Annotated in this window: 22 protein-coding genes and 2 pseudogenes; 9 read left to right on the forward strand and 15 right to left on the reverse strand. The window is 58.1% G+C overall.

Going from position 1 to position 25,099, the window contains the following annotated elements; all coding sequences use genetic code 11:
• The first annotated feature begins 9 nt into the window (after window positions 1-9).
• A complete protein-coding gene (locus AC1ME2_RS06980) occupies window positions 10-672 on the forward strand; it encodes a response regulator (RefSeq protein ID WP_480440052.1) in 663 nt (220 codons plus the stop codon).
• Here the strand turns inward: AC1ME2_RS06980 and AC1ME2_RS06985 are convergent.
• From AC1ME2_RS06985 to ffh, 11 genes are all read right to left on the reverse strand, one after another.
• Window positions 637-1,896 carry an EAL domain-containing response regulator gene (locus tag AC1ME2_RS06985; protein WP_480440053.1) on the reverse strand — a complete coding sequence of 420 codons (1,260 nt, stop codon included), beginning with the start codon at window positions 1,894-1,896 and terminating at the stop codon, window positions 637-639. The genes AC1ME2_RS06980 and AC1ME2_RS06985 overlap by 36 nt on opposite strands.
• Window positions 1,897-1,982: 86 nt before the next feature.
• The gene (locus tag AC1ME2_RS06990; RefSeq protein ID WP_480440054.1) at window positions 1,983-5,561 is read right to left on the reverse strand and encodes a transporter substrate-binding domain-containing protein; all 3,579 of its coding nucleotides are present in this window, start codon (window positions 5,559-5,561) and stop codon (window positions 1,983-1,985) included.
• 128 nt (window positions 5,562-5,689) lie between these two features.
• The gene (gene thrC / locus AC1ME2_RS06995; protein WP_480440055.1) at window positions 5,690-7,114 is read right to left on the reverse strand and encodes a threonine synthase; all 1,425 of its coding nucleotides are present in this window, start codon (window positions 7,112-7,114) and stop codon (window positions 5,690-5,692) included.
• 47 nt (window positions 7,115-7,161) lie between these two features.
• Entirely contained in the window at window positions 7,162-8,466 is a 1,305-nt protein-coding gene (locus AC1ME2_RS07000) for a homoserine dehydrogenase (protein WP_480440056.1), read from the reverse strand.
• Between the two features lie 135 nt (window positions 8,467-8,601).
• Window positions 8,602-9,342 carry a thioredoxin fold domain-containing protein gene (locus AC1ME2_RS07005; RefSeq protein WP_480440057.1) on the reverse strand — a complete coding sequence of 247 codons (741 nt, stop codon included), beginning with the start codon at window positions 9,340-9,342 and terminating at the stop codon, window positions 8,602-8,604.
• Between the two features lie 168 nt (window positions 9,343-9,510).
• Complete coding sequence (xerD, locus tag AC1ME2_RS07010) at window positions 9,511-10,407, reverse strand: site-specific tyrosine recombinase XerD (RefSeq protein WP_480440058.1); 897 nt, start codon at window positions 10,405-10,407, stop codon at window positions 9,511-9,513.
• Window positions 10,408-10,551: 144 nt separating this feature from the next.
• Window positions 10,552-10,902: a 50S ribosomal protein L19 gene (gene rplS, locus AC1ME2_RS07015; RefSeq protein WP_296248607.1), complete on the reverse strand. Its 351-nt coding sequence runs from the start codon at window positions 10,900-10,902 to the stop codon at window positions 10,552-10,554.
• Between the two features lie 43 nt (window positions 10,903-10,945).
• A complete protein-coding gene (gene trmD, locus AC1ME2_RS07020) occupies window positions 10,946-11,698 on the reverse strand; it encodes a tRNA (guanosine(37)-N1)-methyltransferase TrmD (RefSeq protein ID WP_480440059.1) in 753 nt (250 codons plus the stop codon).
• Window positions 11,699-11,703: 5 nt separating this feature from the next.
• A complete protein-coding gene (gene rimM / locus AC1ME2_RS07025) occupies window positions 11,704-12,240 on the reverse strand; it encodes a ribosome maturation factor RimM (protein WP_480440060.1) in 537 nt (178 codons plus the stop codon).
• Between the two features lie 5 nt (window positions 12,241-12,245).
• Window positions 12,246-12,497: a 30S ribosomal protein S16 gene (gene rpsP, locus AC1ME2_RS07030; protein ID WP_480440061.1), complete on the reverse strand. Its 252-nt coding sequence runs from the start codon at window positions 12,495-12,497 to the stop codon at window positions 12,246-12,248.
• A gap of 250 nt (window positions 12,498-12,747) precedes the next feature.
• Window positions 12,748-14,124 carry a signal recognition particle protein gene (gene ffh, locus AC1ME2_RS07035; RefSeq protein WP_480440062.1) on the reverse strand — a complete coding sequence of 459 codons (1,377 nt, stop codon included), beginning with the start codon at window positions 14,122-14,124 and terminating at the stop codon, window positions 12,748-12,750.
• A 234-nt stretch (window positions 14,125-14,358) separates the two neighbouring features.
• On the opposite strand from ffh, the gene AC1ME2_RS07040 reads away from it, so the two are divergent.
• The 3 genes from AC1ME2_RS07040 (at window position 14,359) to AC1ME2_RS07050 (ending at window position 17,857) form a co-directional block, all read left to right on the forward strand.
• Window positions 14,359-15,171 carry a cytochrome C assembly family protein gene (locus tag AC1ME2_RS07040; RefSeq protein WP_480440063.1) on the forward strand — a complete coding sequence of 271 codons (813 nt, stop codon included), beginning with the start codon at window positions 14,359-14,361 and terminating at the stop codon, window positions 15,169-15,171.
• 12 nt (window positions 15,172-15,183) lie between these two features.
• Window positions 15,184-16,431, forward strand: a complete 1,248-nt coding sequence (locus AC1ME2_RS07045; RefSeq protein ID WP_480440064.1) for an HlyC/CorC family transporter — start codon at window positions 15,184-15,186, stop codon at window positions 16,429-16,431.
• A 106-nt stretch (window positions 16,432-16,537) separates the two neighbouring features.
• Window positions 16,538-17,857 (forward strand): MFS transporter, encoded by a 1,320-nt coding sequence (locus AC1ME2_RS07050; RefSeq protein ID WP_480440065.1) that lies wholly within the window; start codon window positions 16,538-16,540, stop codon window positions 17,855-17,857.
• A gap of 710 nt (window positions 17,858-18,567) precedes the next feature.
• Here the strand turns inward: AC1ME2_RS07050 and purT are convergent.
• The 4 genes from purT to AC1ME2_RS07070 all read right to left on the reverse strand — a co-directional run bounded on the left by purT (window position 18,568) and on the right by AC1ME2_RS07070 (window position 21,253).
• Complete coding sequence (purT, locus tag AC1ME2_RS07055; RefSeq protein WP_480440066.1) at window positions 18,568-19,749, reverse strand: formate-dependent phosphoribosylglycinamide formyltransferase; 1,182 nt, start codon at window positions 19,747-19,749, stop codon at window positions 18,568-18,570.
• Window positions 19,750-19,881: 132 nt separating this feature from the next.
• Complete coding sequence (locus AC1ME2_RS07060; protein WP_480442035.1) at window positions 19,882-20,097, reverse strand: DUF1289 domain-containing protein; 216 nt, start codon at window positions 20,095-20,097, stop codon at window positions 19,882-19,884.
• Window positions 20,094-20,618: a gamma carbonic anhydrase family protein gene (locus tag AC1ME2_RS07065; protein ID WP_480440067.1), complete on the reverse strand. Its 525-nt coding sequence runs from the start codon at window positions 20,616-20,618 to the stop codon at window positions 20,094-20,096. The genes AC1ME2_RS07060 and AC1ME2_RS07065 overlap by 4 nt, the downstream gene beginning before the upstream one ends.
• Window positions 20,619-20,653: 35 nt before the next feature.
• Window positions 20,654-21,253: a CoA pyrophosphatase gene (locus tag AC1ME2_RS07070; RefSeq protein WP_480440068.1), complete on the reverse strand. Its 600-nt coding sequence runs from the start codon at window positions 21,251-21,253 to the stop codon at window positions 20,654-20,656.
• A gap of 168 nt (window positions 21,254-21,421) precedes the next feature.
• On the opposite strand from AC1ME2_RS07070, the gene AC1ME2_RS07075 reads away from it, so the two are divergent.
• From AC1ME2_RS07075 to AC1ME2_RS07095, 5 genes and pseudogenes are all read left to right on the forward strand, one after another.
• Window positions 21,422-21,973: an NUDIX hydrolase gene (locus AC1ME2_RS07075; RefSeq protein WP_480442036.1), complete on the forward strand. Its 552-nt coding sequence runs from the start codon at window positions 21,422-21,424 to the stop codon at window positions 21,971-21,973.
• Between the two features lie 54 nt (window positions 21,974-22,027).
• Window positions 22,028-22,591: a L,D-transpeptidase family protein gene (locus tag AC1ME2_RS07080; protein WP_480440069.1), complete on the forward strand. Its 564-nt coding sequence runs from the start codon at window positions 22,028-22,030 to the stop codon at window positions 22,589-22,591.
• Window positions 22,592-22,709: 118 nt separating this feature from the next.
• A pseudogene (locus AC1ME2_RS07085) lies at window positions 22,710-22,907 on the forward strand (N-acetylglucosamine-6-phosphate deacetylase); the annotation flags it as partial.
• The gene (locus AC1ME2_RS07090) at window positions 22,888-23,910 is read left to right on the forward strand and encodes an SIS domain-containing protein (RefSeq protein ID WP_480440070.1); all 1,023 of its coding nucleotides are present in this window, start codon (window positions 22,888-22,890) and stop codon (window positions 23,908-23,910) included. The pseudogene AC1ME2_RS07085 and the gene AC1ME2_RS07090, both read left to right, overlap by 20 nt.
• Window positions 23,911-23,949: 39 nt before the next feature.
• A pseudogene (locus tag AC1ME2_RS07095) lies at window positions 23,950-25,059 on the forward strand (PTS transporter subunit EIIC); the annotation flags it as partial.
• Between the last annotated feature and the right edge of the window lie 40 nt (window positions 25,060-25,099).

Raw genomic sequence — 25,099 nt, forward strand, 5'->3', positions numbered from 1 at the left:
AGCCAAATCTTGAGCACGTCCCCTGATCGAACACTGCGTATCATCCTCGCGGACGATCACCCTATTTTCCTGATTGGGCTGCGGGTCGTGCTTGAGCAGGACAGCAATGCGCAGGTCGTGGCTGAGGCTGGCAGCCCGGTCGAGCTCAATGAAGCGCTGAAGATCCATGCGTGTGATGTACTGGTGACAGACTTCATGATGCCGGCCGATCAGCAGAACGACGGGCTGCGGTTGCTGGAACGGATTCGCCGCGACCATCCGCAACTGCCCATTGTGGTGGTCACCATGCTCAATAACGCCGGACTGTTTCGGTCAATCCTTGCGCTCGGCGTCAATGCTTTGTTGAGTAAAGCCAGCCTGGCTGGCGAATTGCCCGCCGCAATCCTGAGCATCAGTCAGAACAAGCACTACATCGCGGACTCCGTAAAACAGGCGCTGCTCGAAGCCGGCGATTATGGCTCGGACACCCTGATATCCCATGAGCAGCTCTCGCCCAAGGAACTGGAAGTCCTCCGATTGCTGGCGGCCGGACGCTCAGTGGGGGAAATTGCTGCGCAACTGAGCCGCAGTAAACAAACGGTCAGCACGCAAAAAGTCAGCGCCATGCGCAAGCTGGGCCTGGCCAATGACGCGTCTCTATTTATTTATCTGCAAGAGCACGGGCTGACCTGAGGTCGAGCCCTTACGCTCAGCCATCCAGCTCAGCAGATCGACCTCGCTCATGGGGCGGGCAATGAAATACCCCTGCACTGCGGGCCTGCCCAACGCCTGCACGGCTTTATAGTCATCGGAGGTTTCCACGCCTTCGACCACCACGTTCATCGCCATCCGCCGGGCCATGATCAGTGCCCCGGCGACCACCGCCGACTTGCGCCCGTCTTCGGCCATGCCACGCACGAATTCGGAGGGTATCTTCAGTTCAGAGAAGGGCAATTGCAGCAAACGCTGAATATTTGAAGCGCCCGTGCCAAAGTCGTCGATTGATAATCTGCACCCTTGCAGACGCAAGCGCATCAAGCTTTCCAGTTGCCAAGTCGACGTATTCAGTACCGAGCTCTCAACGATTTCCAGGGTCAGCACCGCAGGTGGCAGATCGAAACGCGCCAGCAGGGCCAGGACTTGCTGGGCAAAATCCACGTGCTCGAGCAGCGCTGGTGCGATGTTCACGGCCACGGGCAAGGCTTCACCACGCATCTGTAACACCTCGGAAGATAATTTCAGCGCCTGCTCCAGCATGCGCCAGGTCAACGGTGCAATTAGCCCCGCGTGTTCCACTGCGGCCATGAACCGACCCGGCGCCAACAGGCCATATTGTGGGTGTTGCCAGCGGACCAATGCCTCGACGCCCAGCAATTCGCCTTCCTGGTTGACCTTTGGCTGGTAGTGAGCGATCCACTGTTCGAACATTCCGCTATCGCTGATGCACTGGCCTGGATCTACGTGGTGCAGCTCCTCCAGTGACAAAGACTCAGGCGCCTGCAACAGCGGCAAGGGCTCGATATCGTGTTCGATGTGTTCGCTATAAAGGTCCAGCAATTCACGCAGCGCCAATGCCGACGCGGGCTTGGGCAGACTACCCAGCACCCAGATGCCCTGCTGCCGCGCCAGATGCGCCGCGCCGTCGAGTATGCTTGTGTCGGTGCTGCTGAGAATGATGATCGCACGGGCCTGTCGGGTCTCGGCCAGATGCCGAATCATTTCAAGCCCGTCCGGGCCCTCCATCTGCAAATCGCAGATAGCGATATCGACGCTGCCCCGATTGACCAACGATTGTTGCGCCGCCGCGACACTGTCCGCCGTCAGTACATTGAAGACCTGATTGGCGTTAAGCATCTGATGCAGCGCCATCAGTTGAAACGGATTGTCTTCAAGGATCAGAACGTTAAGTGAACGCACGGTTAGACCTCGCGAGCCGGAGCAGTTTTAGTCAAAGGGAATCTGTACTTTAAAGGTCCCCGCATCTGTACCCCATAGGACATGTCCTAAACCGGCGTTGCCGACAAGTGCTGCCGAATATCATCGCGAAGCTGCCCGATAGTGTTGTCCAGCGTCTGCCATTGTTCAGTCAGCGTTGCGCTCGACTGCGCACGCACGTTGACGTCAAGGCTGGCACAGGCCTTCGCCAACGGCACCGCGTCGATCAGGCAGGCTGCGCCCTTCAGACGGTGCAACGAGGCGCCCAAAACCTTCCAGTCCTGAGTGCTCACCGCAGGCTGCATAACCTCCCACTCCTGCTGCAGGTTTTTCCACAGTTCCAACAGCAACAGCTGCATCTGCGCGTCGTTGGCCTGGGTCATGTGTCGCAAGGCCTGAATATCGAACGATTGCACCGGTGCAATCTCGGCGAGCAATTGCGCCAGTCGCTCCAGCGACACAGGCTTGACCAGCAGCTGGTCCATGCCTGCCTGCTCACAGCGCTGGCGCTCATCACTCATGGCGTTGGCTGTACAACCGATGATTGGACAAGGGCGCAACTGCTCCTGGGTCTCTATCAGCCGAATATTTTCGGCCAACGCATAACCGCTCATGCCTGGCATATTGCAGTCAGTGATGACCCCGTCGAAGCGACCCTCACGCCAGTGTTGCAAGGCCGACTCAGCGCTATGAGTCGGTACCACTTCATGCCCGAGGAACTCAAGTTGTTGAGTCAGAACCAGGCGATTGGCCGACAGATCATCGACTACCAGTAACAGCAACGAACGTCCGGCCGCTCGCTGTTCGAGAGATTCGGGTGCTTTGTCCTGTGTTTTGGCGCGGGCCAATGCCAGTTCGACAGTGACCTGTGTTCCCTCCCCTGGCTCGCTCTCAAGGCTGATCTGCCCACCCATCAATTCCACCAACTGCTTGCAAATGCTCAACCCCAAACCCGTGCCGCCATATTCGGCTGAGGTATCGCCGCTGGCTTGAGCAAACGGCTGGAACAACAGGCGCTGCTGTTGCGCACTGATGCCAAGACCGCTGTCCTTGATGCTGATCTGCAGGCCGGGTCGGTGCTCCGCGCCCGTCACGCTGACACTCATCAGCACCGAACCTTCAGCGGTGAATTTCAAGGCATTGCCGAGCAAGTTGTGCACCACCTGACGCAAGCGCATCGGGTCAAGCCAGTAGTCACCCTCGGCCTGTTCGGCGAAAATCAGCCGCAGGTCGATGCCCTTCTCACGCGCGCTGGCCTCGAACAGTTGGCAGATACCTTCAAAGAAGGGTCGCAACGGGACGACGACCAGCGACAATTGCAGACTGCCGGATTCGATCTTGGCCAGGTCCAGGCTGTCGCCGATCAACGCGATCAATTCCTGGGCGGACTGGTAAGCGACGTTTAGCCCCTCGGACGGCAACTGGCCTTGGCGCACTGCGTGTTCGCGCTCAAGCTCAAGCAGGCCGATGATGGCGCCCATCGGCGTGCGGATTTCATGGCTCATGGTTGCCAGAAATGCACTTTTGGCTGCGTTGGCCTGCTCGGCCTGCTGCCGCGCTTCGTTGAGCTGAGTTTCCAGTTGCTTACGTTCGGAGATGTCGATCCAACCACCCAGCAGCCCCTGCAATTGACCATCGGCCCGGTAAAACGGCACGGTCCACTGGTAGGCATCAATCACCCTGCCAAACAGCTCCATCTGCCGATCAGCGAACACCGGCTGCAGGGTTTCCAGCAGTGTCATGTAATCGGCATGCATCTGTTCGGCGCTCAGACGTGGGATCAAATCCACATCGATCAGTCGTCGTCCGCTCATCTGTTCGAAGCTGATACCGAAGCTTTCCTCGTAGCTGCGGTTGCACGAAATCAGTCGACCATTGAGGTCCCGAACATAAATCGGATTGGGAATACTATCGAGCAAGGCATGCTTGAAGGCCAGTTGATCGCTGAGCTGCTCCTCGGCCCTGAGCCGCTGGCGAATCTGCACCTTCAGACGGCTGCTCCACACGAACGAGACCAGGCCCAGCATCGATGCGACGGCAAGGGTCCAATAAACCCAAGGCGGGATGCGTTGCCACACCGAGGGTTGAGGGATGACCGCACCCAGCCACTTAAGGCGGATGGCGCGTAACTCACCCACGGGGAATTCTTCGAGGGCCTTGTTCAGGATGCTCAACAGCTCTGGTTGAGTCTCGACCACTGAAAAACGATCAGGCGACCATTGACCCTCAACGCTACGACCGACTTTCAGCGCCCCCGGCAGAAACAGATGGGCCCCCGCCTCATTCTGGATGGTCGCATCGGCCTGACCGTCTTCGACCAACTGGCGGGCTTGCTCGTAAGTCTTGACCGATCGAAGCTTGATGTCTGGATAAGTGCGCCGGATAAACTCTTCCAGCGCATGTTTGGCCGGCAGCGCCAGAACCCGCCCCGACAGATCATTCAGGGTCAGCGGCGACGGGCCGTTGCGGCGCACGACGAAGACCCAGCTATTGCCACCAAACGAATAGGTGAAATCGAGGAATTTCCTGCGTTCGGCGTTCTCCCCCAACGTCGTATTCATATCGGCCTGACCGGTGTGCAGCAAGCGCATGGTTTCTTCAGTCGAAGACGACTCCCTGTGTACGAACTGCACGCCGGTCATGCGCGAAATACGCGCCAGCACGTCCACATTCAGGCCAACCCATTGGCTGTTCTTGTCCTTGTACAGGTACGGCGGATGTTGGCCCGAAGCCACCGTGACGTGAGGATGTTTGCGGATCCAGCCTTGCTCGGCAGTCGTCAACTTGATGCGGTGCCGGGCAATGTCAGAACCCAGTCCCATGGTCCAACGCGCGACCACCTCACGCCTGACCGACGGATCGAGACTCTTGAGCGCACGGTCAATCATCGTGAGCAAGGTTCCGTCTTCTTTGCGGGTGGCGAAAGAGAACCCAACCGACGGCAGCGCGCTTTCGGATTTGATCTGCAACCCCAGGTACGGGCGCAAGGCACTGTAGGAGCGCACGATGACTTCGTTGCCGATAAACGCATCGACTTCGCCTTGGCTCAGCGCCTCAAGCGCGCTGTAGAGATTTGGCGCCAGGATGACTTCGCTGTCGGGATAGACCGCATGGACCACCTGCGCATCAGCGTAGCCATCGAGCAGCACCACTTTCTTGCCCTTCAGCCCCAAAGGCAGGGTGACGTCATTGCCGCGTCCGACGATCACCGAGCGGTCAGGCATGTAATCGGCGGAAAACGCCAGTTGTTTCACTCCCCGCTCGAAGCCATTGGCGCTGGTCAGAATATCGATGGTGCCGTTACGCAGTGCGACAATGGCCTCTTCGCGTCGGGCGAAACCCACCACCTGCATGGGCACCGAGAGTTTGCTGCTGATCAGGCTCAGGTAGTCGGCGCTGATACCCTGATAGCGGTTGCGATCACTGGTGATGTCGATCGGCTCGTAATCGGCAATCGAGATGCCCACGCGAAGGGTGCGATGCTGATCGAGCCATTGCTGATCCTGAAGGTCCAGGACCATGGGCGGCAGGCTCACAAAGGGCGCCACCAGGCTGAAAGGCAAACTTTGCGCAGCGGGCGCGGCCTGACTAAGGAATAACAGCATCCACACCAGGGCTGTGTGCAAAACGCTTTTTGTGGCACTCATACCGTGCCTGCTGACTTTCTTCACCGCAGTCTTCCCGTCCGTAGGGATCCAAAACGCCTGAAGTGTGGCACGCCGAAACAAAAAAACCCGCCAAGAGGCGGGCTTAATCTTGTTACACGACGATACCGTCAGAGAGGTTTGCCGCGATTACCATGCTGGCTGACAAAGGCCTGTATGGCTTTGAGGTCATTTAGCAGCACAGTGCACTTCTCGTTTCGCTCAAACAAATCAGACAAATGTGCAGGCAGCTCAAGGGCCTTTCCTACACCGGCTTTTTCCACTGCGTCCGGGAATTTGACCGGGTGCGCGGTCCCCAGAATCACCATCGGCGTATCCAGGCTGCGACGGCAATCACGGGCGGCCTTGACACCAATGGCAGTGTGCGGATCGAGCACTTCGCCTGTCTGCTCGAACACCTCGGCGATGGTCTCGCACGTTTGCTCATCGCTGACTGCCAGGGAATCGAACAGCTTGCGGGTTTCGGTCCAGCGATCGTCATCGACGCTAAACGTACCGGTCTGCTTGAAGGTGTCCATCAAGCCAGCGATGGCCGAACCATTGCGCCCGTGCATATCGAACAACAAACGTTCAAAGTTCGACGACACCATGATGTCCATGGACGGCGACAAGGTCGCGTGCAGAGTTTCCTTGGAGTACTGATTACCGCTCATGAAGCGGTGCAGGATGTCGTTACGATTGGTGGCAACGATCAGTTGGCTGATCGGTAAGCCCATGTTGCGTGCCAGGTAACCGGCAAAGATATCGCCGAAGTTGCCGGTCGGAACCGAGAACGCCACCGACCGTGCCGGACCACCGAGCTGCAGGGCCGCATGAAAGTAATACACAATCTGGGCCATGATCCGCGCCCAGTTGATCGAGTTGACCGCAACCAGACGTGTGCCTTTGAGAAAGTCCTGGTCGGCAAAGCTGTCCTTGACCATCTCCTGGCAGTCATCGAAGTTGCCTTCGACGGCGATATTGTGGATGTTCTCGCCGAAGATCGTGGTCATCTGCCGGCGCTGAACTTCCGAAACGCGATTGTTCGGGTGCAGGATAAAGATGTCGACGTTGTCGCAACGACGGCAACCTTCTATGGCCGCCGAGCCGGTATCACCGGAAGTCGCGCCCAGGATAACCACGCGTTCGCCGCGTTTGGCCAACACATAGTCGAGCAGACGCCCGAGCAGTTGCAGGGCGAAGTCCTTGAAGGCCAGGGTTGGGCCATGGAACAACTCAAGCACCCACTCATTGCCATTCAACGGGCGCAGCGGGGCAATAGCGCTATGGGCGAAGACGCCACCCTCCCCCGACGAATAGGTTTCTTCGAGAATTTTTTTGAAATCGGCGTCCGGAATGCTGCCGGTGACGAAAGGACGCATTACCCGGAAAGCCAGCTCGTGATACGGCAGGCCAGCCCAGGAAGCGATTTCTTCCTGGGTAAAGCGCGGCAGGTTTTCCGGCACATACAGGCCGCCATCACTGGCAAGGCCGGTGAGCAGCACGTCTTCGAAATTCAGGGCTGGCGCTTGGCCGCGGGTACTGATGTAACGCATGACTCGTTCCTCTTTAAAACAAGAGCTGCTTGATTCGATAGCCGCTGTTAGTTCAACTGTTCGACACGAATACGCACCACGCTGCCAACCACGTCCTGCAACGCTTCAAGGGCAGTGATCGCATCGTTCATGCGCTGTTCAAGCACGCGGTGGGTCAGCAGAATCATCGGCACCAGACCGTCGTGCTCTTCGACTTCTTTCTGCATGATCGATTCGATGTTGATCCCGCGTTCGGACAGGATACTCGCCACCTGCGCCAGGACACCCGGATGATCCTTGGCCTGGATACGCAGGTAATAAGCGCTTTCACAGGCTTCGATTGGCAGGATCGGGTGATCGGACAACGAGTCCGGCTGGAAGGCCAGGTGCGGCACACGATTCTCTGGATCGGAGGTCATGGCGCGAACGACGTCGACCAGATCGGCGATCACGGAAGAAGCGGTAGGCTCCATGCCGGCACCCGCGCCATAGAACAGGGTCGAACCCGCCGCATCACCATTGACCATCACCGCGTTCATCACGCCATTGACGTTGGCGATCAGGCGGTCTGCCGGGATCAAGGTCGGATGAACCCGCAGCTCGATGCCAGCAGCCGTACTGCGTGCCACGCCCAGGTGCTTGATGCGATAGCCCAGCGCCTCGGCGTAGTTTACGTCCGCGGTGGTCAGCTTGGTGATGCCTTCGGTGTAGGCCTTGTCGAATTGCAGTGGAATGCCAAAGGCAATCGACGCAAGAATGGTCAGCTTGTGCGCGGCATCAATGCCTTCGACGTCGAAGGTTGGATCGGCTTCGGCGTAACCCAAGGCTTGCGCTTCGGCCAGCACGTCAGCAAAGGTGCGGCCCTTTTCGCGCATTTCGGTAAGGATGAAGTTGCCCGTACCGTTGATGATCCCGGCGACCCAGTTAATGCGGTTGGCCGCCAGGCCTTCACGAATCGCCTTGATCACCGGAATGCCACCGGCAACAGCGGCTTCGAACGCAACGATCACGCCCTTCTCGCGGGCCTTGGCGAAGATCTCGTTACCGTGCACGGCAATCAGTGCCTTGTTGGCAGTGACGACATGTTTGCCGTTCTCGATGGCCAGCAGGACCAGATCACGCGCAATGGTGTAGCCGCCGATCAGTTCGATGACAATATCGATTTCAGGGTTGGTCGCGACGGCAAAGACGTCGTGGGTAATGGGGGTACCGGTAATCTGGCAGAGGGGATTTGGCGTACGCATGGCAATTTGCGCAACTTCGATGTCGCGGCCCGCGCGGCGAGAAATCTCTTCGGCGTTACGCTGAAGTACGTTGAAGGTACCGCCACCGACAGTACCCAGCCCACAGATGCCTACTTTGACCGGTTTCACTATGAACTCCCCATAAAACGGCCGACGCAAGGCCGGCCGTGAAAACAGCCACCTGCAAGGTGGCCCTCTATTTGTTGAAGCTGCGGCAAGCCCGCAGCCCCATGATCGTCAAAAGCTAACCCTGGCGAGGCAGGATTATTGGGCGCTTAATGCCAGCTTGGCCACTTGCGGAGCCGGCTGATAGCCCGGAATTACCTGACCGTCCGCCAGCACGATGGCTGGCGTGCCATTGACACCAATCGATTGGCCTATGGCAAATTGCTTGGCCACCGGATTGGTGCATTTGGGTGCTTCGATATTTTTGCCGCCGACCATACGGTCCATGGCGCTTTTGCGATCCTTGGAGCACCAGACCGCCTGCAGCTGCTCATCACCTGGCGAACCCAGTCCCTGACGCGGGAAGGCAACGTAGCGCACTTCAATGCCCAGACGATTCAGCTCAGGGACTTCAGCGTGCAGCTTGTGGCAATACGGGCAGGTGGTATCCGTAAACACGGTGATGTGTGATTTGGTTTCGCCGATGGCTGGATACACCACCATTTCACCCGCAGGAATTCCGTTGATGGTTTGCGAAATGGCCAGGCGTTCGGTCTTCTCGGTCAGGTTGACCGGTTTACCGTCCTGCATCTGGAACAGATACCCCTGCATCACGAATTGGCCGTCAGCGCTGGCATACAGCACGCGACCGCCTTTGAGTTTGACTTCGTACAAGCCAGCCAACGGGCTGCTGGCAATGCTTTCGACTGGCAGTTCAAGCTGCAGCGATTCAAGGGTCTTGCGGATGGCTTTATCGGAGGCATCATCAGCCTGAGCAAACAGACTGAGCGTACTGGCCAGCGCAAAAACTGCGGCGGCGAAAATTCGGGTCACGCGCATGGGGACTCCTTGAGCGGTGGACAGATGGATGTGACTAAAAACGGCGGTCGCTGAGGACCGAAGGCGTTTTAGCGATACCCAATTTGCGAAACCGGCAAAGCGTATCACATAAGGGCTGTGGGGCCGACCGAGACTGACATAAGACACTCCGCAAGCAGGCCTGCCAAATCAGCCGCGCGGGTGATGCTTTGCGTGCATTTCCTGCAATCTGGCGCGGGCCACATGAGTGTATATCTGCGTGGTGGACAAATCACTGTGCCCCAACAGCATCTGCACCACACGCAGGTCCGCACCGTGATTGAGCAGGTGCGTTGCAAAGGCATGGCGCAAGGTATGCGGTGACAGGGATTTACCGATTCCGGCGACCTTGGCCTGGTGCTTGATGCGATACCAGAACGTCTGGCGGGTCATCTGTTCACCCCGCTGACTGGGGAATAGCACGTCACTGGGCCGTCCGTTCAGCAGCTCCGAACGGGCGTCACGCAGGTAGCGCTCGACCCAGACAATCGCCTCCTCCCCCATGGGCACCAGTCGCTCCTTGTTCCCCTTGCCCATGACCCGCACGACACCCTGACGTAAATTGACTTGATCAAGCGTCAGGCTGATCAGTTCGGTGACGCGCAAACCGCAGGCATATAGCACCTCAAGCATGGCCCGATCACGCTGACCGATGGCCTCACCAAGATCCGGCGCGGTCAATAGTGCTTCCACATCGGCTTCAGACAGTGACTTGGGCAAGGGCCTGCCCAGTTGCGGCATGTCGACCTGCAGGGTCGGGTCGACCTGGATCAGTTTTTCCCGCAGCAAAAACCGATAAAACCCGCGCAGGCCGGACAGAAAGCGCGCCGTCGAACGGGGCTTGTAGGCCTTGTCCAGGCGCCAGGCCAAGTGATCGAGAATCAGCTCACGACCGGCACGGCTCAATTCGACGCCTTGTTCCTGCAACCAGCCATTGAACAAGACCAGATCGCTGCGATAAGCATCGCGAGTATTGTCCGACAGGCCTTTTTCCAGCCATAACGTGTCCAGAAAACGGTCGATCAGCGGGTGGTCGATAGCGGGCATGTTATTCAAGGCTTCTGCAATAAAGGCGGTGGCAGTTTTCCACACCGGGTCACGGCGCGGCGAGCGTTGTCTGAAGGCGATTAAAAACCGGACAACAAAAAAGCAGCCCTTAGGCTGCTTTTTTTTGCATCAGAAAGACTGAACTTAAGACAGTTTTTCTTTGATACGAGCTGCTTTACCGGACAGGTCACGCAGGTAGTACAGTTTGGCTTTGCGAACGTCACCGCGACGTTTCACAGCCATGCTGTCGATTTGCGGGCTGTAGGTCTGGAAAGTACGCTCTACACCAACACCGTTGGAGATTTTACGAACAGTGAAAGCACTGTTCACACCACGGTTACGCTTGGCAATTACAACGCCTTCGAACGCTTGCAGACGCGAACGGTCGCCTTCCTTCACTTTCACCTGAACGACAACAGTGTCGCCCGGGGCAAAGGGAGGGATCTCTTTAGTCATCTGCTCAGCTTCGAGTTGCAGAATGATTTTGTTAGTCATGCTGTGCTCCTAAGGCAGATCATCAGGATCTACCATCGATACGTTAACTATCGTTCCGCTCACGGATATACTCCGCCAGCAGCTTCTTCTCTTCTCCAGAAAGCGAGCGGCTTTCCAGAAGATCGGCGCGTCGTTCATAGGTCCGCCCAAGGGACTGCTGTAAACGCCAACGCCGGATGTGTGCGTGATTGCCACTTAGCAACACGTCGGGAACACGCTGATCCGCATACACCTCCGGTCGGGTGTAATGCGGGCAATCCAGCAGACCATCCGTGAAGGAATCTTCCTCCGCAGAGTCCGCATGCCCTAAAGCTCCAGGCAGCAGCCGCGTAACCGCATCTATCAGGACCATCGCCGGCAGCTCGCCACCGGAAAGTACATAATCACCAATCGACCACTCTTCATCGACATGAGCTTCAATAAAACGCTCGTCAATGCCTTCATAACGACCTGCGATGAGGATAAATGCTTCCCCTTGCGCCAGTTCGCGTACCGCCGACTGAGTCAGTTGACGGCCTTGTGGCGACAGGTAAATAACCTTCGCCGCATCCCCTGCTGCCTGCCTGGCCTGAACCAAGGCGTCTTCAAGGGGCTTGATCTTCATCACCATGCCCGGACCACCGCCAAATGGGCGATCGTCCACAGTGTGATGTCGATCTGTGGTGTAGTCCCGCGGATTCCAACAAGTAAGCTGTAAAAGCCCTTGTTTCACCGCACGGCTGGTAATGCCGTAGTCGCTGATGGCGGAAAACATCTCGGGGAACAGACTGATCACTTCTACGCGTAGGCTAGCCATGTCGCTTAGAAGTCCGCATCCCAATCCACCTTCATCTCGCCAGCACCCAGGTCGACTGCCAACACACATTGCTCCGTATAGGGCAACAGGCGTTCGCGATCATCCAAGCTGCCTGCACAAGGCTTGACCACAATTACATCGTTCGAGCCAGTTTCCAGAAGATGATCGATTTTCCCGAGCAATTGCCCGAGGTGGTCGATGACCTTAAGACCCTCCAGCTGGTACCAGTAGTACTCGCCGTCGGTCAGATCAGGGAACAGGTTGCGCGGCACGCAGACCTCAAAACCGGACAGAAGACGAGCTTCTTCACGGTCATCGAGACCCTTGAGCTTTACGACCAGGAACTTGTTTTGCAAGCGTCCGCTGACCAGCTCTACCTGTCGCACATCGCCTTCGCGCCGAAGCGTCCAGGTTTTGTAATCCAACAGGTTTCCAATCGGATCAGTAAAGGAATAAACCTTCACTTCGCCGCGAACGCCATGAATAGAATAAATCTTGCCGATAACGATCAAATCTTCGGCTACTGCAGGCGTCGCGTTCATATTGCTCAGGCCGCAGCCTTAGCATTTTCCTTCAACAACTGAGCAACACGCTCAGAAGGTTGTGCACCAACGCTCAACCAGTGAGCTACACGCTCTTCGTTCACGGACAAACGGATTTCTTGACCACGGGCAACCGGGTTGAAGAAACCAACTTGTTCCTTGTGTGAACCGTCGCGTGGGTTGCGGCTGTCGGTCACGGTGAGGTGGTAAAACGGGCGCTTTTTGGAGCCGCCAAGGGCGAGACGGATGGTTAGCATGTGGACATCGTTCCTGTAGTCGGTGCTGCAAATCTTAAGATGCACAGCGGGCATAGGTGCCCGAAAGGCCGCATATTCTAAGGAATATCCGGACATTTGCAAATGTCTTTTTCCGGCGCCTATCGGCATGCCATCCAGATCTGCTATGGAGCCGCTGCGAACAACGGCTTATCAACCCTGCAAACAGCAGGGTTACTGGAGGTTACCCTCCCTGTAGGGATGCGCAGGAAGGATCTCCTGCGCGACGCAATTACATCCTCGGCATGCCGCCGCCGGGCAACATTCCGCCCATGCCGCGCATCATTTTTGCCATACCGCCTTTGGCGGAGAATTTCTTCATCATCTTCTGCATCTGCTTGTGCTGCTTGATCAGACGCCCGATGTCCTGCACCTGAGTCCCTGAACCCATGGAGATCCGGCGCTTGCGCGAGCCGCTGATCAGGTCCGGGTCACGGCGTTCGGCCGGGGTCATCGAGTTGATGATGGCTTCCATCTGTTTGAACTGTTTTTCAGCTGCGCCCTGGGCATTGCCCATCTGCGCGAGATTCACCCCGCCCATGTTCGGCAGCTTGTCCATGAGCCCGCCGAGGCCACCCATGTTTTTCATTTGCTGCAACTGATCGCGGAAGTCTTCGAGGTCGAAGCCTTTGCCCTTCTTCAGTTTTTTCGCCAGTTTATCGGCTTTGTCTTTATCGAGGCTCTGTTCGGCCTGTTCGATCAGGCTGAGCACATCGCCCATGCCAAGAATGCGCGAGGCGATCCGATCCGGGTGGAAAGGCTCGAGCGCGTCGCTTTTTTCGCCCATACCGATGAACTTGATCGGCTTGCCGGTAATCGCACGCACCGACAGCGCCGCGCCGCCACGGGCATCACCGTCGACTTTGGTGAGGATCACACCGGTCAATGGCAATGCATCGCCAAAGGCCTTGGCGGTGTTGGCCGCATCCTGACCGGTCATGGCGTCGACCACGAACAGCGTCTCGGCAGGCTTGAGCGCGACGTGCAATGCCTGGATCTCGCCCATCATCTCGACATCGATGTGCAAGCGACCGGCGGTATCGACGATGACCACATCGATGAATTTCAGCGTGGCTTCTTTAACAGCCGCCAGCGCGATCTCTACCGGCTTCTGGCTGATATCGGACGGAAAGAACGTCACGCCGATTTCGTTGGCCAGGGTTTCCAACTGTTTGATGGCCGCGGGACGATAGACGTCCACCGAGACCACCATCACGCTTTTCTTTCTGCGCTCTTTAAGAAAGCGCGCCAGCTTGCCGGCGGTGGTGGTTTTACCAGCGCCCTGCAAGCCCGCCATCAAGACCACGGCCGGTGGCGTGACGTTGAGGACCAGATCTTCGTTGGCCACACCCATCAGCTCTTCGAGCTCGGCCTGAACGATCTTCACGAACGCCTGGCCCGGCGTCAGGCTACGCGACACCTCGGTACCGACAGCCCGGTCCTTGACCTTATTGACGAAGTCTTTAACCACCGGCAAGGCGACGTCGGCTTCAAGCAAAGCCATACGCACTTCGCGCAAGGTGTCTTTGATATTGTCCTCGGTCAGCTTGGCCTTGCCAGTAACATGGCGCAGCGTCTGCGAGAGGCGGTCTGTAAGGTTTTCAAACATGCGCGATCCTTTCAGGCTCTAGTTGAACCCCGGTTGGTGCGGTCCGGCTCGTGGTGGCCCGCTGCTGAAAACAACGGCTAAAAATAGTGTTTGACGAGCCTGCGACTTGAGCAGGTGACGGATTATAGCGAAGACTCTGCTGGACGGACACCATCGAGTCTGCTTCTGTAGTCTTTCGTGAAATGTCGGTTCTATGCGAAACTCAGCGTCTTTCGGGCTTGCCTAACAGGATTTATGCTTCCCTTGTCACCCAGCTTGCTTCCCAGTCTCGCCGCCGCCTGCTTATATGCCGCTGCGACCCTTTATCAAAGCATCCGCCTGCGCCAAGGTGCAAAGGTGGATAAACGTCTACTTTGTCTGCTCGGCGGCTTCGCCGTACTCGCTCACGGGTTCAGCCTTTACACCCAGCTGATTACACCTGTCGGCCTGGGCCTGGACTTTTTCAGTGCCGCGAGCCTGATTGCGGTGGCGGTCATTGCCCTGACCATGATCGCCTGTGCGCGAATACCCGTGGAAAACCTGCTGGTACTGCTGTTCCCCCTAGGGGTCGCAACGGTACTGCTTGCACAGTTCGCGCCCACCGGCACCGTACAAGCCATCGATGAAGCGCCGGGCATTCTGGCCCACATTCTGCTGTCGATCCTGGCATACGGCATGTTCACCATTGCGGTGTTTCAGGCCTTGCTGGTGCTGATACAAGATCACCAACTCAAGCACAAGCGTCCGTCCGGACTGATCAAGAACTTCCCACCGCTGCAAACCATGGAAAGTCTGTTGTTCGGCTTTCTCTGGGCCGGCTGGAGCCTGCTTTCCCTTTCGCTGATCTCAGGCTGGCTGTTTGTCGAAAACCTGTTCGCCCAGCACTTGGTGCATAAAACGCTGCTAGCGTGCCTGGCCTGGGTCGTTTTCAGCGTACTGCTGTGGGGACGCAACCGTCTCGGCTGGCGCGGGCACAAGGCAATTCGCTGGACTCTGGGCGGCTTTTGCCTGCTGATGCTGGCGTATTTCGGCAGCAAGCTGGTACGCGAATTCATTTTGCACATCTGACGGGCGTTGATCATGGATAACCTGCCCATCGGCCCAATGCTTGGTGTATTGACCCTGCTGATTCTATGGTCCGGCTTGCTGACGGCGGTCGAGGCCGCGCACCACCGCCTCAAGGCGACGCGCCCGAACGGCCGCTCCACTGACATTGCCACGCCAAAGCTCGCGTTTGGACTGGGCAGCCTGATCCTGAGCAATACCCTGATCAAAGTACTGGTCACCATTATCAGCATGCTGTTGGCGCTGCACTTCTGGTACAGCAGCGGGCCGACGCTGGCGTGGATCGGCGTCAGCAGTGTGCTGTTGATCTTTGCCGAGTTCATCCCGCGTATCCTGGCTGCACGTTACCCAGAAACCATATTGATGCTGGGTAACAGCACCCTGCGCCTGCCCATGAAGCTACTTTTCCCCCTGGCCTGGCTGTTCTCTGCCATCGCTTGCACGCTGCTGCGACCTTTTGGCATCAGTGACAAGCCGAACGCCCGAAAAAAGGACAATGAAGTACCGCTGATGGTCTCGCTCCACGACGGCTCGCAGGATAATCAGCCCAGCCGCTCACACGTGCTATCGGGCATTCACGCGCTGGACAGCATTACGGTGAATGACATTCTGGTGCCGCGCAGCGAGGTCGACGGCATCAATCTGGACGACCCGATCCAACGCATCATCGAGCAACTGATTATCTCGCGTCATACACGGCTGCCGGTGTACCACAACGACATCAACCAGGTAGAAGGCGTACTCAATACACGCCAGATCAGCCATTTGCTGCCACGTGCCGACCTGACCAAAGAAGACCTGATCGCCGCCTGCTACGACCCTTATTTCGTACCGGAAAGCACCCCACTGCAACTGCAACTGCTGAATTTCCATAAACAACAGCGGCGCCTGGGCGTGGTCGTCGATGAGTACGGCGAGGTGCTCGGCATCGTCAGCCTGGAAGACATCCTCGAAGAAATTGTCGGCGAATTTGAAAACGAGCAAAGCCTCGACAACCCGCATATCCACCCGCAAACCGACGGCCGCCTGGTGGTTGATGGCGCTGCGTCGATTCGCGAGCTGAACAAAAGTCTCGGCTGGCACCTACCCTCCGACGGACCGAAAACCCTCAATGGCCTGGTCACCGAAGCGCTGGAAACCATCCCTGATAGCTCGGTATGCCTGAAGATCGGTCCATACCGCCTGGAAATTCTCGAAACTGAAGACAATCGGGTTACCCGAGTCATGATGTGGCAGAACAGCATCACCCGTGCAGTCGTTTAGACTCTCGCCGATTCACGCTCATCTGCTCGGCGCTACCCTCCGGACACGCACCATTCTCTGCACCCTAGCCAGACCCTAAAAACAAAAAATTACCGGGGACATCCGCATGACCAGTAGCACGACTTTGGACAACGACGCCGCGGCGTCGAAACCGGCTAACTCAACCCGGCGTGTCGCCGTAGCCAGCTTCATTGGCACCGCCATCGAGTTTTACGATTTTTACGTGTATGCCACCGCTGCCGCACTGGTCATCGGGCCGGTGTTCTTCCCACAGACGTCTGGCACTGCACAAATGATGTCGGCGTTTCTGACCTTCGGCATCGCCTTTCTTGCGCGGCCGCTGGGTTCGGCGCTGTTCGGCCATTTCGGCGACCGCATTGGCCGTAAATCGACGCTGGTAGCCTCCCTGTTGTTGATGGGCATCTGCACCACCCTGATCGGCGTACTGCCCGGCTATGCCACGATTGGCGCCTGGGCCCCGATTCTGTTGTGTGTATTGCGTTTCGGCCAAGGGCTCGGGCTGGGTGGCGAATGGGGTGGCGCAGCCTTGCTCGCCACGGAAAACGCGCCCAAGGGCAAGCGTGCCTGGTTCGGCATGTTTCCGCAGCTAGGCCCATCGATTGGGTTTCTGGCGGCTAACGGGCTATTTCTGACTCTGGCCATGACGCTCAATGACGAACAGTTCCGCTCCTGGGGCTGGCGCATTCCGTTTTTACTCAGCGCGTTGCTGGTGATGGTCGGCCTATACGTACGGCTCAAGCTTGAGGAAACACCGATCTTCGCCAACGCCATCGCCCGGCATGAGCAGGTCAAGATGCCCCTGGTGGAACTCCTTAGCCAATACTGGCGCCCTATGCTTCTGGGCGCTGCGTCGATGGTGGTGTGCTACGCGCTGTTCTACATCTCGACCGTGTTTTCCCTGAGCTACGGCGTATCGACCCTCGGCTACAGCCGCGAGACGTTCCTCGGCCTGCTGTGCTTCGCCGTGCTATTCATGGCAGCAGCCACGCCATTGGCGGCCTGGGCCAGTGATCGTTTCGGGCGTAAACCAGTGCTGATCATTGGCGGCGTGCTGGCGATTCTGTCGGGTTTCACCATGGAACCCTTGCTGACCTATGGCACCACCTGGGCCGTTGCGCTGTTCCTGTGCATCGAACTGTTCCTGATGGGCGTGACCTTCGCCCCGATGGGCGCGATGCTGCCTGAACTGTTTCCCACACGCGTACGCTATACCGGCGCTTCTGCGGCGTACAACCTGGGCGGCATCGTGGGCGCGTCAGTGGCGCCCTTCTTCGCCCAGAAACTGGTGGCGATGGGCGGCTTGAGCTGGGTCGGCGGGTATGTGTCGGCAGCAGCCTTGCTCAGCTTGATCGCTGTGCTGTGCTTGAAAGAGACGCGGGAAAGAGATCTGGATCGGATAGCCTGACAGACCGCATCAAGCCATTCGCAGCGGGACGCGTAGTTGCAAGCACCACAGGGGATTTGCGTCATACACAGGATTTGTGTCCGACCTCAACTCTGCGGGAGGCCCCCGTCTTCGACGCTGGGCTGTCGCGCAGCAAACTGGGTTGTGATTTGTGTGTCGTGATCGGTGGCGGTGTGCCAGATAAGCCGCCTTCGCGAATAAATTCGCTCCCACCGGGGTCTTGATTTGCCTTTGATTTTTAAGTGAATTGAGTATCGAATTACGGCAAGGCCCCTTTTCCAGGAGGCCGAGCGCAGGCGTTGCGCAGGGGGTAACGAGGCAGGACGCCGAGTTAGCCGCACGGGGCCATGGATGGCCCCTTGCGGCGCCCCCCGGAGCAACGCCGGAGCGAGGGAAATCCGATGTAGGAGCTGCCGAAGGCTGCGATAGGCCGGGGTCACGGGCGACCGGCACGACCTTCAGCGGTCTCAAGAAAGCGACCGGTTCCGTCGGACGCGACCCCGGGGTGATCGCAGCCTTCGGCAGCTCCTACAAATCTGTGTTTGGCTAAAAATATAACGAAATTTATGCTTTATTTTTCAATAACTTATCTGTTGTTTGATAGCGCAGCGTCGAAGACGCGGCGGGGCCTCCCACAGAGTTGAGGTCGGACACACACCCTGTGTCTGACGCAAATCCCCCGCGGGAGCAGGCTTGCCTGCGAATCGTTATTACAGTTGAACCTTGACCGCTTTGGACGCGCGCGTCGCTTTGGCGCGGGCGGCTTCGATGGTTTCGTCGCGAGCCAACGCCACGCCCATGCGTCGCTGACCGTTGACTTCCGGCTTGCCGAACAGGCGCAGCGCCGTGTCGGGCTCACTCAAGGCCGCACCCAGGTTGGCGAAACTGGTTTGCGTTGACTTGCCTTCAACCAGAATCACTGCCGAAGCCGAGGGTCCGAACTGACGGATCAAGGGGATCGGTAGACCGAGAATCGCCCGCGCATGCAGCGCGAACTGCGACAGATCCTGAGAAATCAGAGTCACCAGGCCGGTATCATGCGGACGAGGCGAGACTTCGCTGAACCAGACCTGATCGCCCTTGATGAACAACTCGACGCCAAACAGACCACGACCACCCAAGGCTTCGGTCACTGCGCGCGCAACCCGCTCGGACTCTGCCAGAGCAATCGGGCTCATGACCTGCGGCTGCCAGGATTCCTGATAGTCACCCTTCTCCTGACGGTGCCCGACCGGCGCGCAGAAGGTGGTGCCGCCAATATGACGCACGGTCAACAGGGTTATTTCGTAATCGAAATCGATGAAGCCTTCGATGATCACCCGGCCTTTGCCGGCACGACCGCCTTCTTGCGCGTACTCCCAGGCACTCTGCACGTCGTCGGTGCTTTTGAGCAGGCTTTGGCCTTTACCCGACGAACTCATGACCGGTTTGACCACGCAAGGGAAACCAAGGTCTTCCACTGCCTGGCGGTAGTCTTCGAACGTGTCGGCGAAGTGATACGGCGAGGTTGGCAGGTCCAGCTCTTCAGCGGCCAGACGACGAATACCTTCGCGGTTCATGGTCAACAAAGCGGCGCGAGCGGTGGGGATCACGGTGAAGCCTTCGGCTTCCAGTTCGACCAAGGTCGCGGTCGCAATGGCTTCGATTTCCGGGACGATGTAGTGCGGCTTTTCGGCCTCGATCACTGCGCGCAGGGCGGTGCCGTCGAGCATGTTGATCACATGGCTGCGATGCGCAACCTGCATCGCTGGCGCGTTGGCGTAACGGTCAACGGCGATCACTTCGACGCCCAGGCGTTGCAGTTCGATCACCAATTCCTTGCCAAGCTCGCCGCAACCACAGAGCAATACGCGCGTCGCGGTAGGCGACAGTGGCGTTCCGATTTGAGTCATCTCAGGTCCTCGTGGAGCAGATCATCGAGTCAGCCCGCCAGTGGCGAGCGACTCATGGGGGAGAAGAAAGGCGCGCAATTTACCACGAAGCAGCGAGCTTAGGCCCCGCCCAGGATGAGCGAGGCGCCAGAATCAGGAGCGGGTATTCACACCCAACGTCCACAGAATACCGCTGTCCCGCGCCCGCTCATGACAGCGCCCGAGCACCACGCGACGCTCAGCGTTGTCCATGCGGCTCCAACGGGTGATTTCCTCGACGGTGCGCTGACAGCCTAGACAGATATCCGCCTCATCCAGCGCACAAATACTCACACAAGGTGAGGCAACCGGTCGTTCCGCGCTCATCAGTCTTCCTGCGGCGCAAGGTCACGCGCATAGCGCTGGGCGTTGTGCACGTAATGCGCAGCGCTGGCTTCGAGCATTTTTTTCTGCACGTCGGTCAGTTCACGTACCACTTTGCCGGGCGAGCCCATGACCAGCGAGCCGTCGGGAATCTCCTTGCCTTCGCCAATCAGCGAATTGGCGCCGATGATGCAGTAGTTGCCGATCTTCGCGCCGTTAAGGATTACAGAGTTGATGCCAATCAGGCTGCAATCGCCCACCGTGCAGCCATGCAACATGACGTTATGGCCGATGGTGACGTTTTTACCGATGGTCAGCGGTGACCCCATGTCGGTGTGCATCACGGTGCCGTCTTGTACGTTGCTGTTTTCACCGATATGGATCAGCTCGTTGTCGCCACGCAACACCGCGCCAAACCAGACGCTGGCGCCAGCTTCGAGCTTGACCTTGCCAATCAGGGTAGCGGTAGGTGCGACCCAGCTTTGCGGATGGGTTTCGACACGGGAGGCCCCCAAGCGGTAATTCATAGTGTTGTCCTCATGGCGCTGCGGCCGTGGGTAAATCAGATATTAATGAACCGCTCAGGCGGTTTGTGCAGACTGATGTCGGCGTCGTACAGCACGTTGATCAGCTCGACAATCATGATCGCGGTCAGGCCCCAGATTTTGAATTCGCCAAAACGATAGCTCGGCACATACCAACTGAGACCCTGGTAATCGATACGGTGAGTGTGTTCACGCGGATCCTCGCGAAAGAACGCCAGCGGCACACTGAAGACAGCCGCAATTTCGGCGTCGTTGGCCTGGTACTCGACGAAGTCGGGAATTATCCCCACGTAAGGCGTGACTCGAATCCCATGCAAAGAAATCAACGGGCTGAGCGGGCCGATCACTTCGACCAGCCCGGGCGGCAGACCGATTTCTTCTTTGGCCTCACGCAGAGCGGTAAAGATAAGGTCCGGGTCTTCGGGATCACGTCGCCCACCGGGGAAGGCGACTTCGCCGCCATGGGTCGACAAACCGCTGGCGCGCAAAGTCAGAATCAACTCAGGTTCGTCACTGCGGGTGATAGGCACTAGTACAGCGGCCTCGGGAAAACGCGGGTCTGTTTCCAACGTACGCGGCGTATGACTGCTTACACGGCGAAGTAGCTCGTCCAGCATGGGGAATCTCGATCTGTTACCTACACCGCATCATGCACCAAAGCAGTGGTGCGCCCAACACTTTGTAAGGCAACGCCGCCTCTCAATTGAGCCGTCCAGAAAGCTCAGCTTGCCGACCTTAGTGTGGCACGCCAAGATAGCGGCTGCTTTCAGGAATCGAACTTAAGCATGAAATTCTGCAGCCAGTGCGGCAACCCGGTCACTCAGCGCATCCCCGAGGGCGATAGCCGCTTGCGTTATGTCTGCGAGCATTGCCAGACCGTCCATTATCAAAACCCGAATATTGTTGCCGGCTGCCTACCCATATGGGGCACGCAGGTGCTTTTATGCCGTCGCGCCATCGAGCCGCGCCTGGGGTACTGGACGTTGCCGGCCGGCTTCATGGAAAACGGTGAAACGGTCGAACAGGCCGCCCGCCGCGAAACGGTGGAAGAAGCCTGTGCCACGGTGCGTGGCCTGAGCCTGTACATGCTGGTCGATGTGCCGCACATCAGTCAGGTTCACGTGTTTTATCGCGCCGAGCTGGTGAATCTGGAATTTGCCGCAGGGATCGAGAGCCTGGAGGTCCGGCTTTTTGAGGAAGCTGACATTCCGTGGTCGGAGCTGGCTTTCATGACGGTAAGACGTACCCTAGAATGCTACTTTGCCGACCGGATCCAACAGGTTTACCCCGTGCGAACTGAGTCCATAATCCCGTCGCAGCAGATGAAAAAAACCTAACTACTCCGTTGGCGCACCTTTGGTGCCCATACTTTGCTCAGGGATACCGTTTCAATGCGTTGGTTGCTTGCCCTTTCCTGCCTGTGCGTCGTTTCGCTGTCTCAGGCTGCGTTCACCGAAACCATCGTACCCAAGGGCAGCGAGCAGGCGTTCATCGGTGGAAAAGTAATCAACACAAAGAGCATCGCCGATAAAAACATCGATAAAATACTGATTCTGAAATCTGTGCACCAACTGCAATTGATCAGCCAGGGCGAGCCGCTCAAAACATACCGCATCTCGCTGGGCAAAGTGCCCAAGGGGCAAAAAACTCGAGAAGGCGACAAGCGCACCCCGGAAGGTCTTTACTGGCTGGACTGGCGCAAGGTCAGTGGCAGTTACAACTTGGCGATGCATATTTCCTACCCGAACATCAGCGACTCCGCTCGCGCCCGCCGCGATGGCTTCAACCCGGGCAGCATGATCATGATCCATGGCACGCCGGTTAACGATGATTACCCGGAGTGGTATTTCCAGACCCTGGACTGGACCGATGGCTGCATCGCCATGAGAAACACCGACATGCGCGAACTCTGGGACCTGGTCAAAGACGGCACCCTGGTCGAGATCCGGCCTTGATCATTCTTTGATCGGTACAGGACTGGCCTGAGACCACTCGCACCTCAACCCTCAGGTGCCTGATCCATCATCTTCGCAGACGAGCCTGCTGCCCCGGCTTTATCGAACTGCATGCACACGCAGTCGGGTGAAGATCGGCCGGCCGCTGGCCGAAGCGTCACAACGATTGTCACAATTCTCTGCCGATTATCTGAGCATGGAAGCGCGCGGACGCTTGCAATCTGGGCGCTGGGCTGATTGCGTGGTGGTTGATCGTTCCCCGAATCTGCGTGCCGTCATGGGCGAAGGAGAAACCATTGAACTCAAAAATGCTTGAAGAAGCGCTGTCGTCCGGCGATGCCGTCGAGCGTCAGCTACAGCGTCTTGATCCCTCCCTGATCGCGGTCGCTGAACGTCTGCGCCGCGTCGCACCCCAGGTGATCATGACCGTTGCCCGTGGCAGTTCGGACCATGCGGCCAGTTACTTCGCCTACCTGACCATGCAACAGACGGGCGTGCCGGTGGCCTCGCTGCCAATGTCGGTGGTGACCTTGCAGCACTCGCCGATGCATGTTCGTAATCAAACCGTTTTCGCGTTCTCCCAGTCCGGGCAAAGCCCCGATCTGGTGGACAGCCTGCGCACGCTGCGTGAGCGCGGCGCCTTGAGCATAGCCCTGATCAATGCCGAAGACTCGCCTCTGGAAGCGGCCAGCGAATACGTGTTACCCCTGTGTGCTGGACCCGAACGCAGTGTCGCCGCCACCAAAAGTTTTATCGCGACGTTAAGCGCCAGCACCCGATTGCTTGGCCATTGGCAACAGGATGAACACCTATTGGCTGCCGGGCTGGCACTTCCCGAGCACCTGCGTGACGCGGCAACGCAAGATTGGAGCCCGGCCATCGAGGCCCTGCGCGACTGTCAGCGATTGCTGGTGATCGGTCGGGGTGCTGGGTTTGCCATTGCCCAGGAAGCTGCGCTGAAACTCAAGGAAACCTCGGCGATTCAGGCCGAAGCGTTCAGCAGCGCCGAAGTTCGTCACGGCCCCATGGCGCTGGTGGATGAACACTATCCGCTGCTGATCTTCGCCCCGCGTGGCGCTGAGCAGGCCAGTTTATTGAGCTTCGCCGCCGACATGCGCAAACAAGGCGCCCGGGTGCTGCTCGCGGCACCGGACGACATCGCCCAACGCGACCTGACCCTGAGCCGCGCTGCTCATCCGGCGCTGGACCCGGTCCTCGCCATCCAGAGCTTTTACGTGATGGCCGCAGGTCTGGCCAAGGCGCGCGGCATGGACCCCGATCAACCCCGCCACCTGAGTAAAGTCACCCGCACTCACTGAGCGAGAGCAGCGCCCTGCATAACAATAAGGAGCAACGCCATGCACCAGCACCTGATCGAAGGCTTGCAGCGGCTTGGCCGCGCCCTGATGCTGCCGATCGCTACCTTGCCGATTGCGGGCCTGTTGCTGCGCCTGGGTGATACCGACCTGCTGAACATCGCGATCATGCACGCCGCCGGCAATGCGATCTTCGCCAACCTGGCCCTCATTTTTGCCATCGGCATCGCCGTCGGTTTCGCCCGCGACAACAACGGCACCGCAGGACTGGCGGGTGCCATCGGTTATCTGGTGATGACTTCCACGCTCCAGGTGCTCGATCCAAAAATCGACATGGGCGTGCTCGCGGGCATCATCAGCGGCCTGATGGGCGGCTCGCTGTACAACCGTTTCAAGGACATCGAGCTGCCGGAGTACCTGGCGTTTTTCGGCGGACGACGGTGTGTGCCCATCGCCACCGGGCTGGCGGCAGTCGGTATGGGCGTGGTTTTCGGCCTGATTTGGCCACCCTTGCAGGATGGCATCAACAGCCTTGGCAAATTGATGTTGGAGAGTGGCAGCGTCGGCGCGTTTGCCTTCGGCGTGATGAACCGCATCCTGATTGTCACCGGCCTGCATCACATCCTGAACAATCTGGTGTGGTTCGTGTTCGGCACCTTCACCGAACTGGACACCGGACGCAGGGTAACGGGTGATCTGGCGCGCTACTTCGCTGGCGACCCGAATGCCGGGCAATTTATGGCGGGCATGTTTCCGATGATGATGTTCGGCCTGCCTGCGGCGTGTCTGGCGATGTACCGCAACGCCTTGTCCAGCCAGCGCAAACTGATCGGTGGGGTTTTACTGTGCATGGCGCTGACGTCATTTCTGACCGGGGTTACCGAGCCTGTGGAGTTCGCCTTCATGTTCCTCGCGCCGATGCTGTACGTGATCCACGCAGTGCTGACAGGTCTGTCCATGGCGCTGACTCACCTGCTCGATATCCACCTGGGCTTCACCTTCTCTGGCGGCGCGATCGATATGGCGCTGGGCTGGGGTCAATCCACCAACGGCTGGATGATCTTCCCTCTGGGACTGGCCTATGCCGTCGTGTACTACGTGGCATTCAATTACTGCATCCGGCGCTTTCAGCTGAAAACACCGGGCCGCGAAGCGTTACAGCCGATGTCGGGGAAAGTGTGAGTATTTAAAA

The sequence above is a fragment of the Pseudomonas sp. ASL9 genome, from assembly GCF_056680335.1.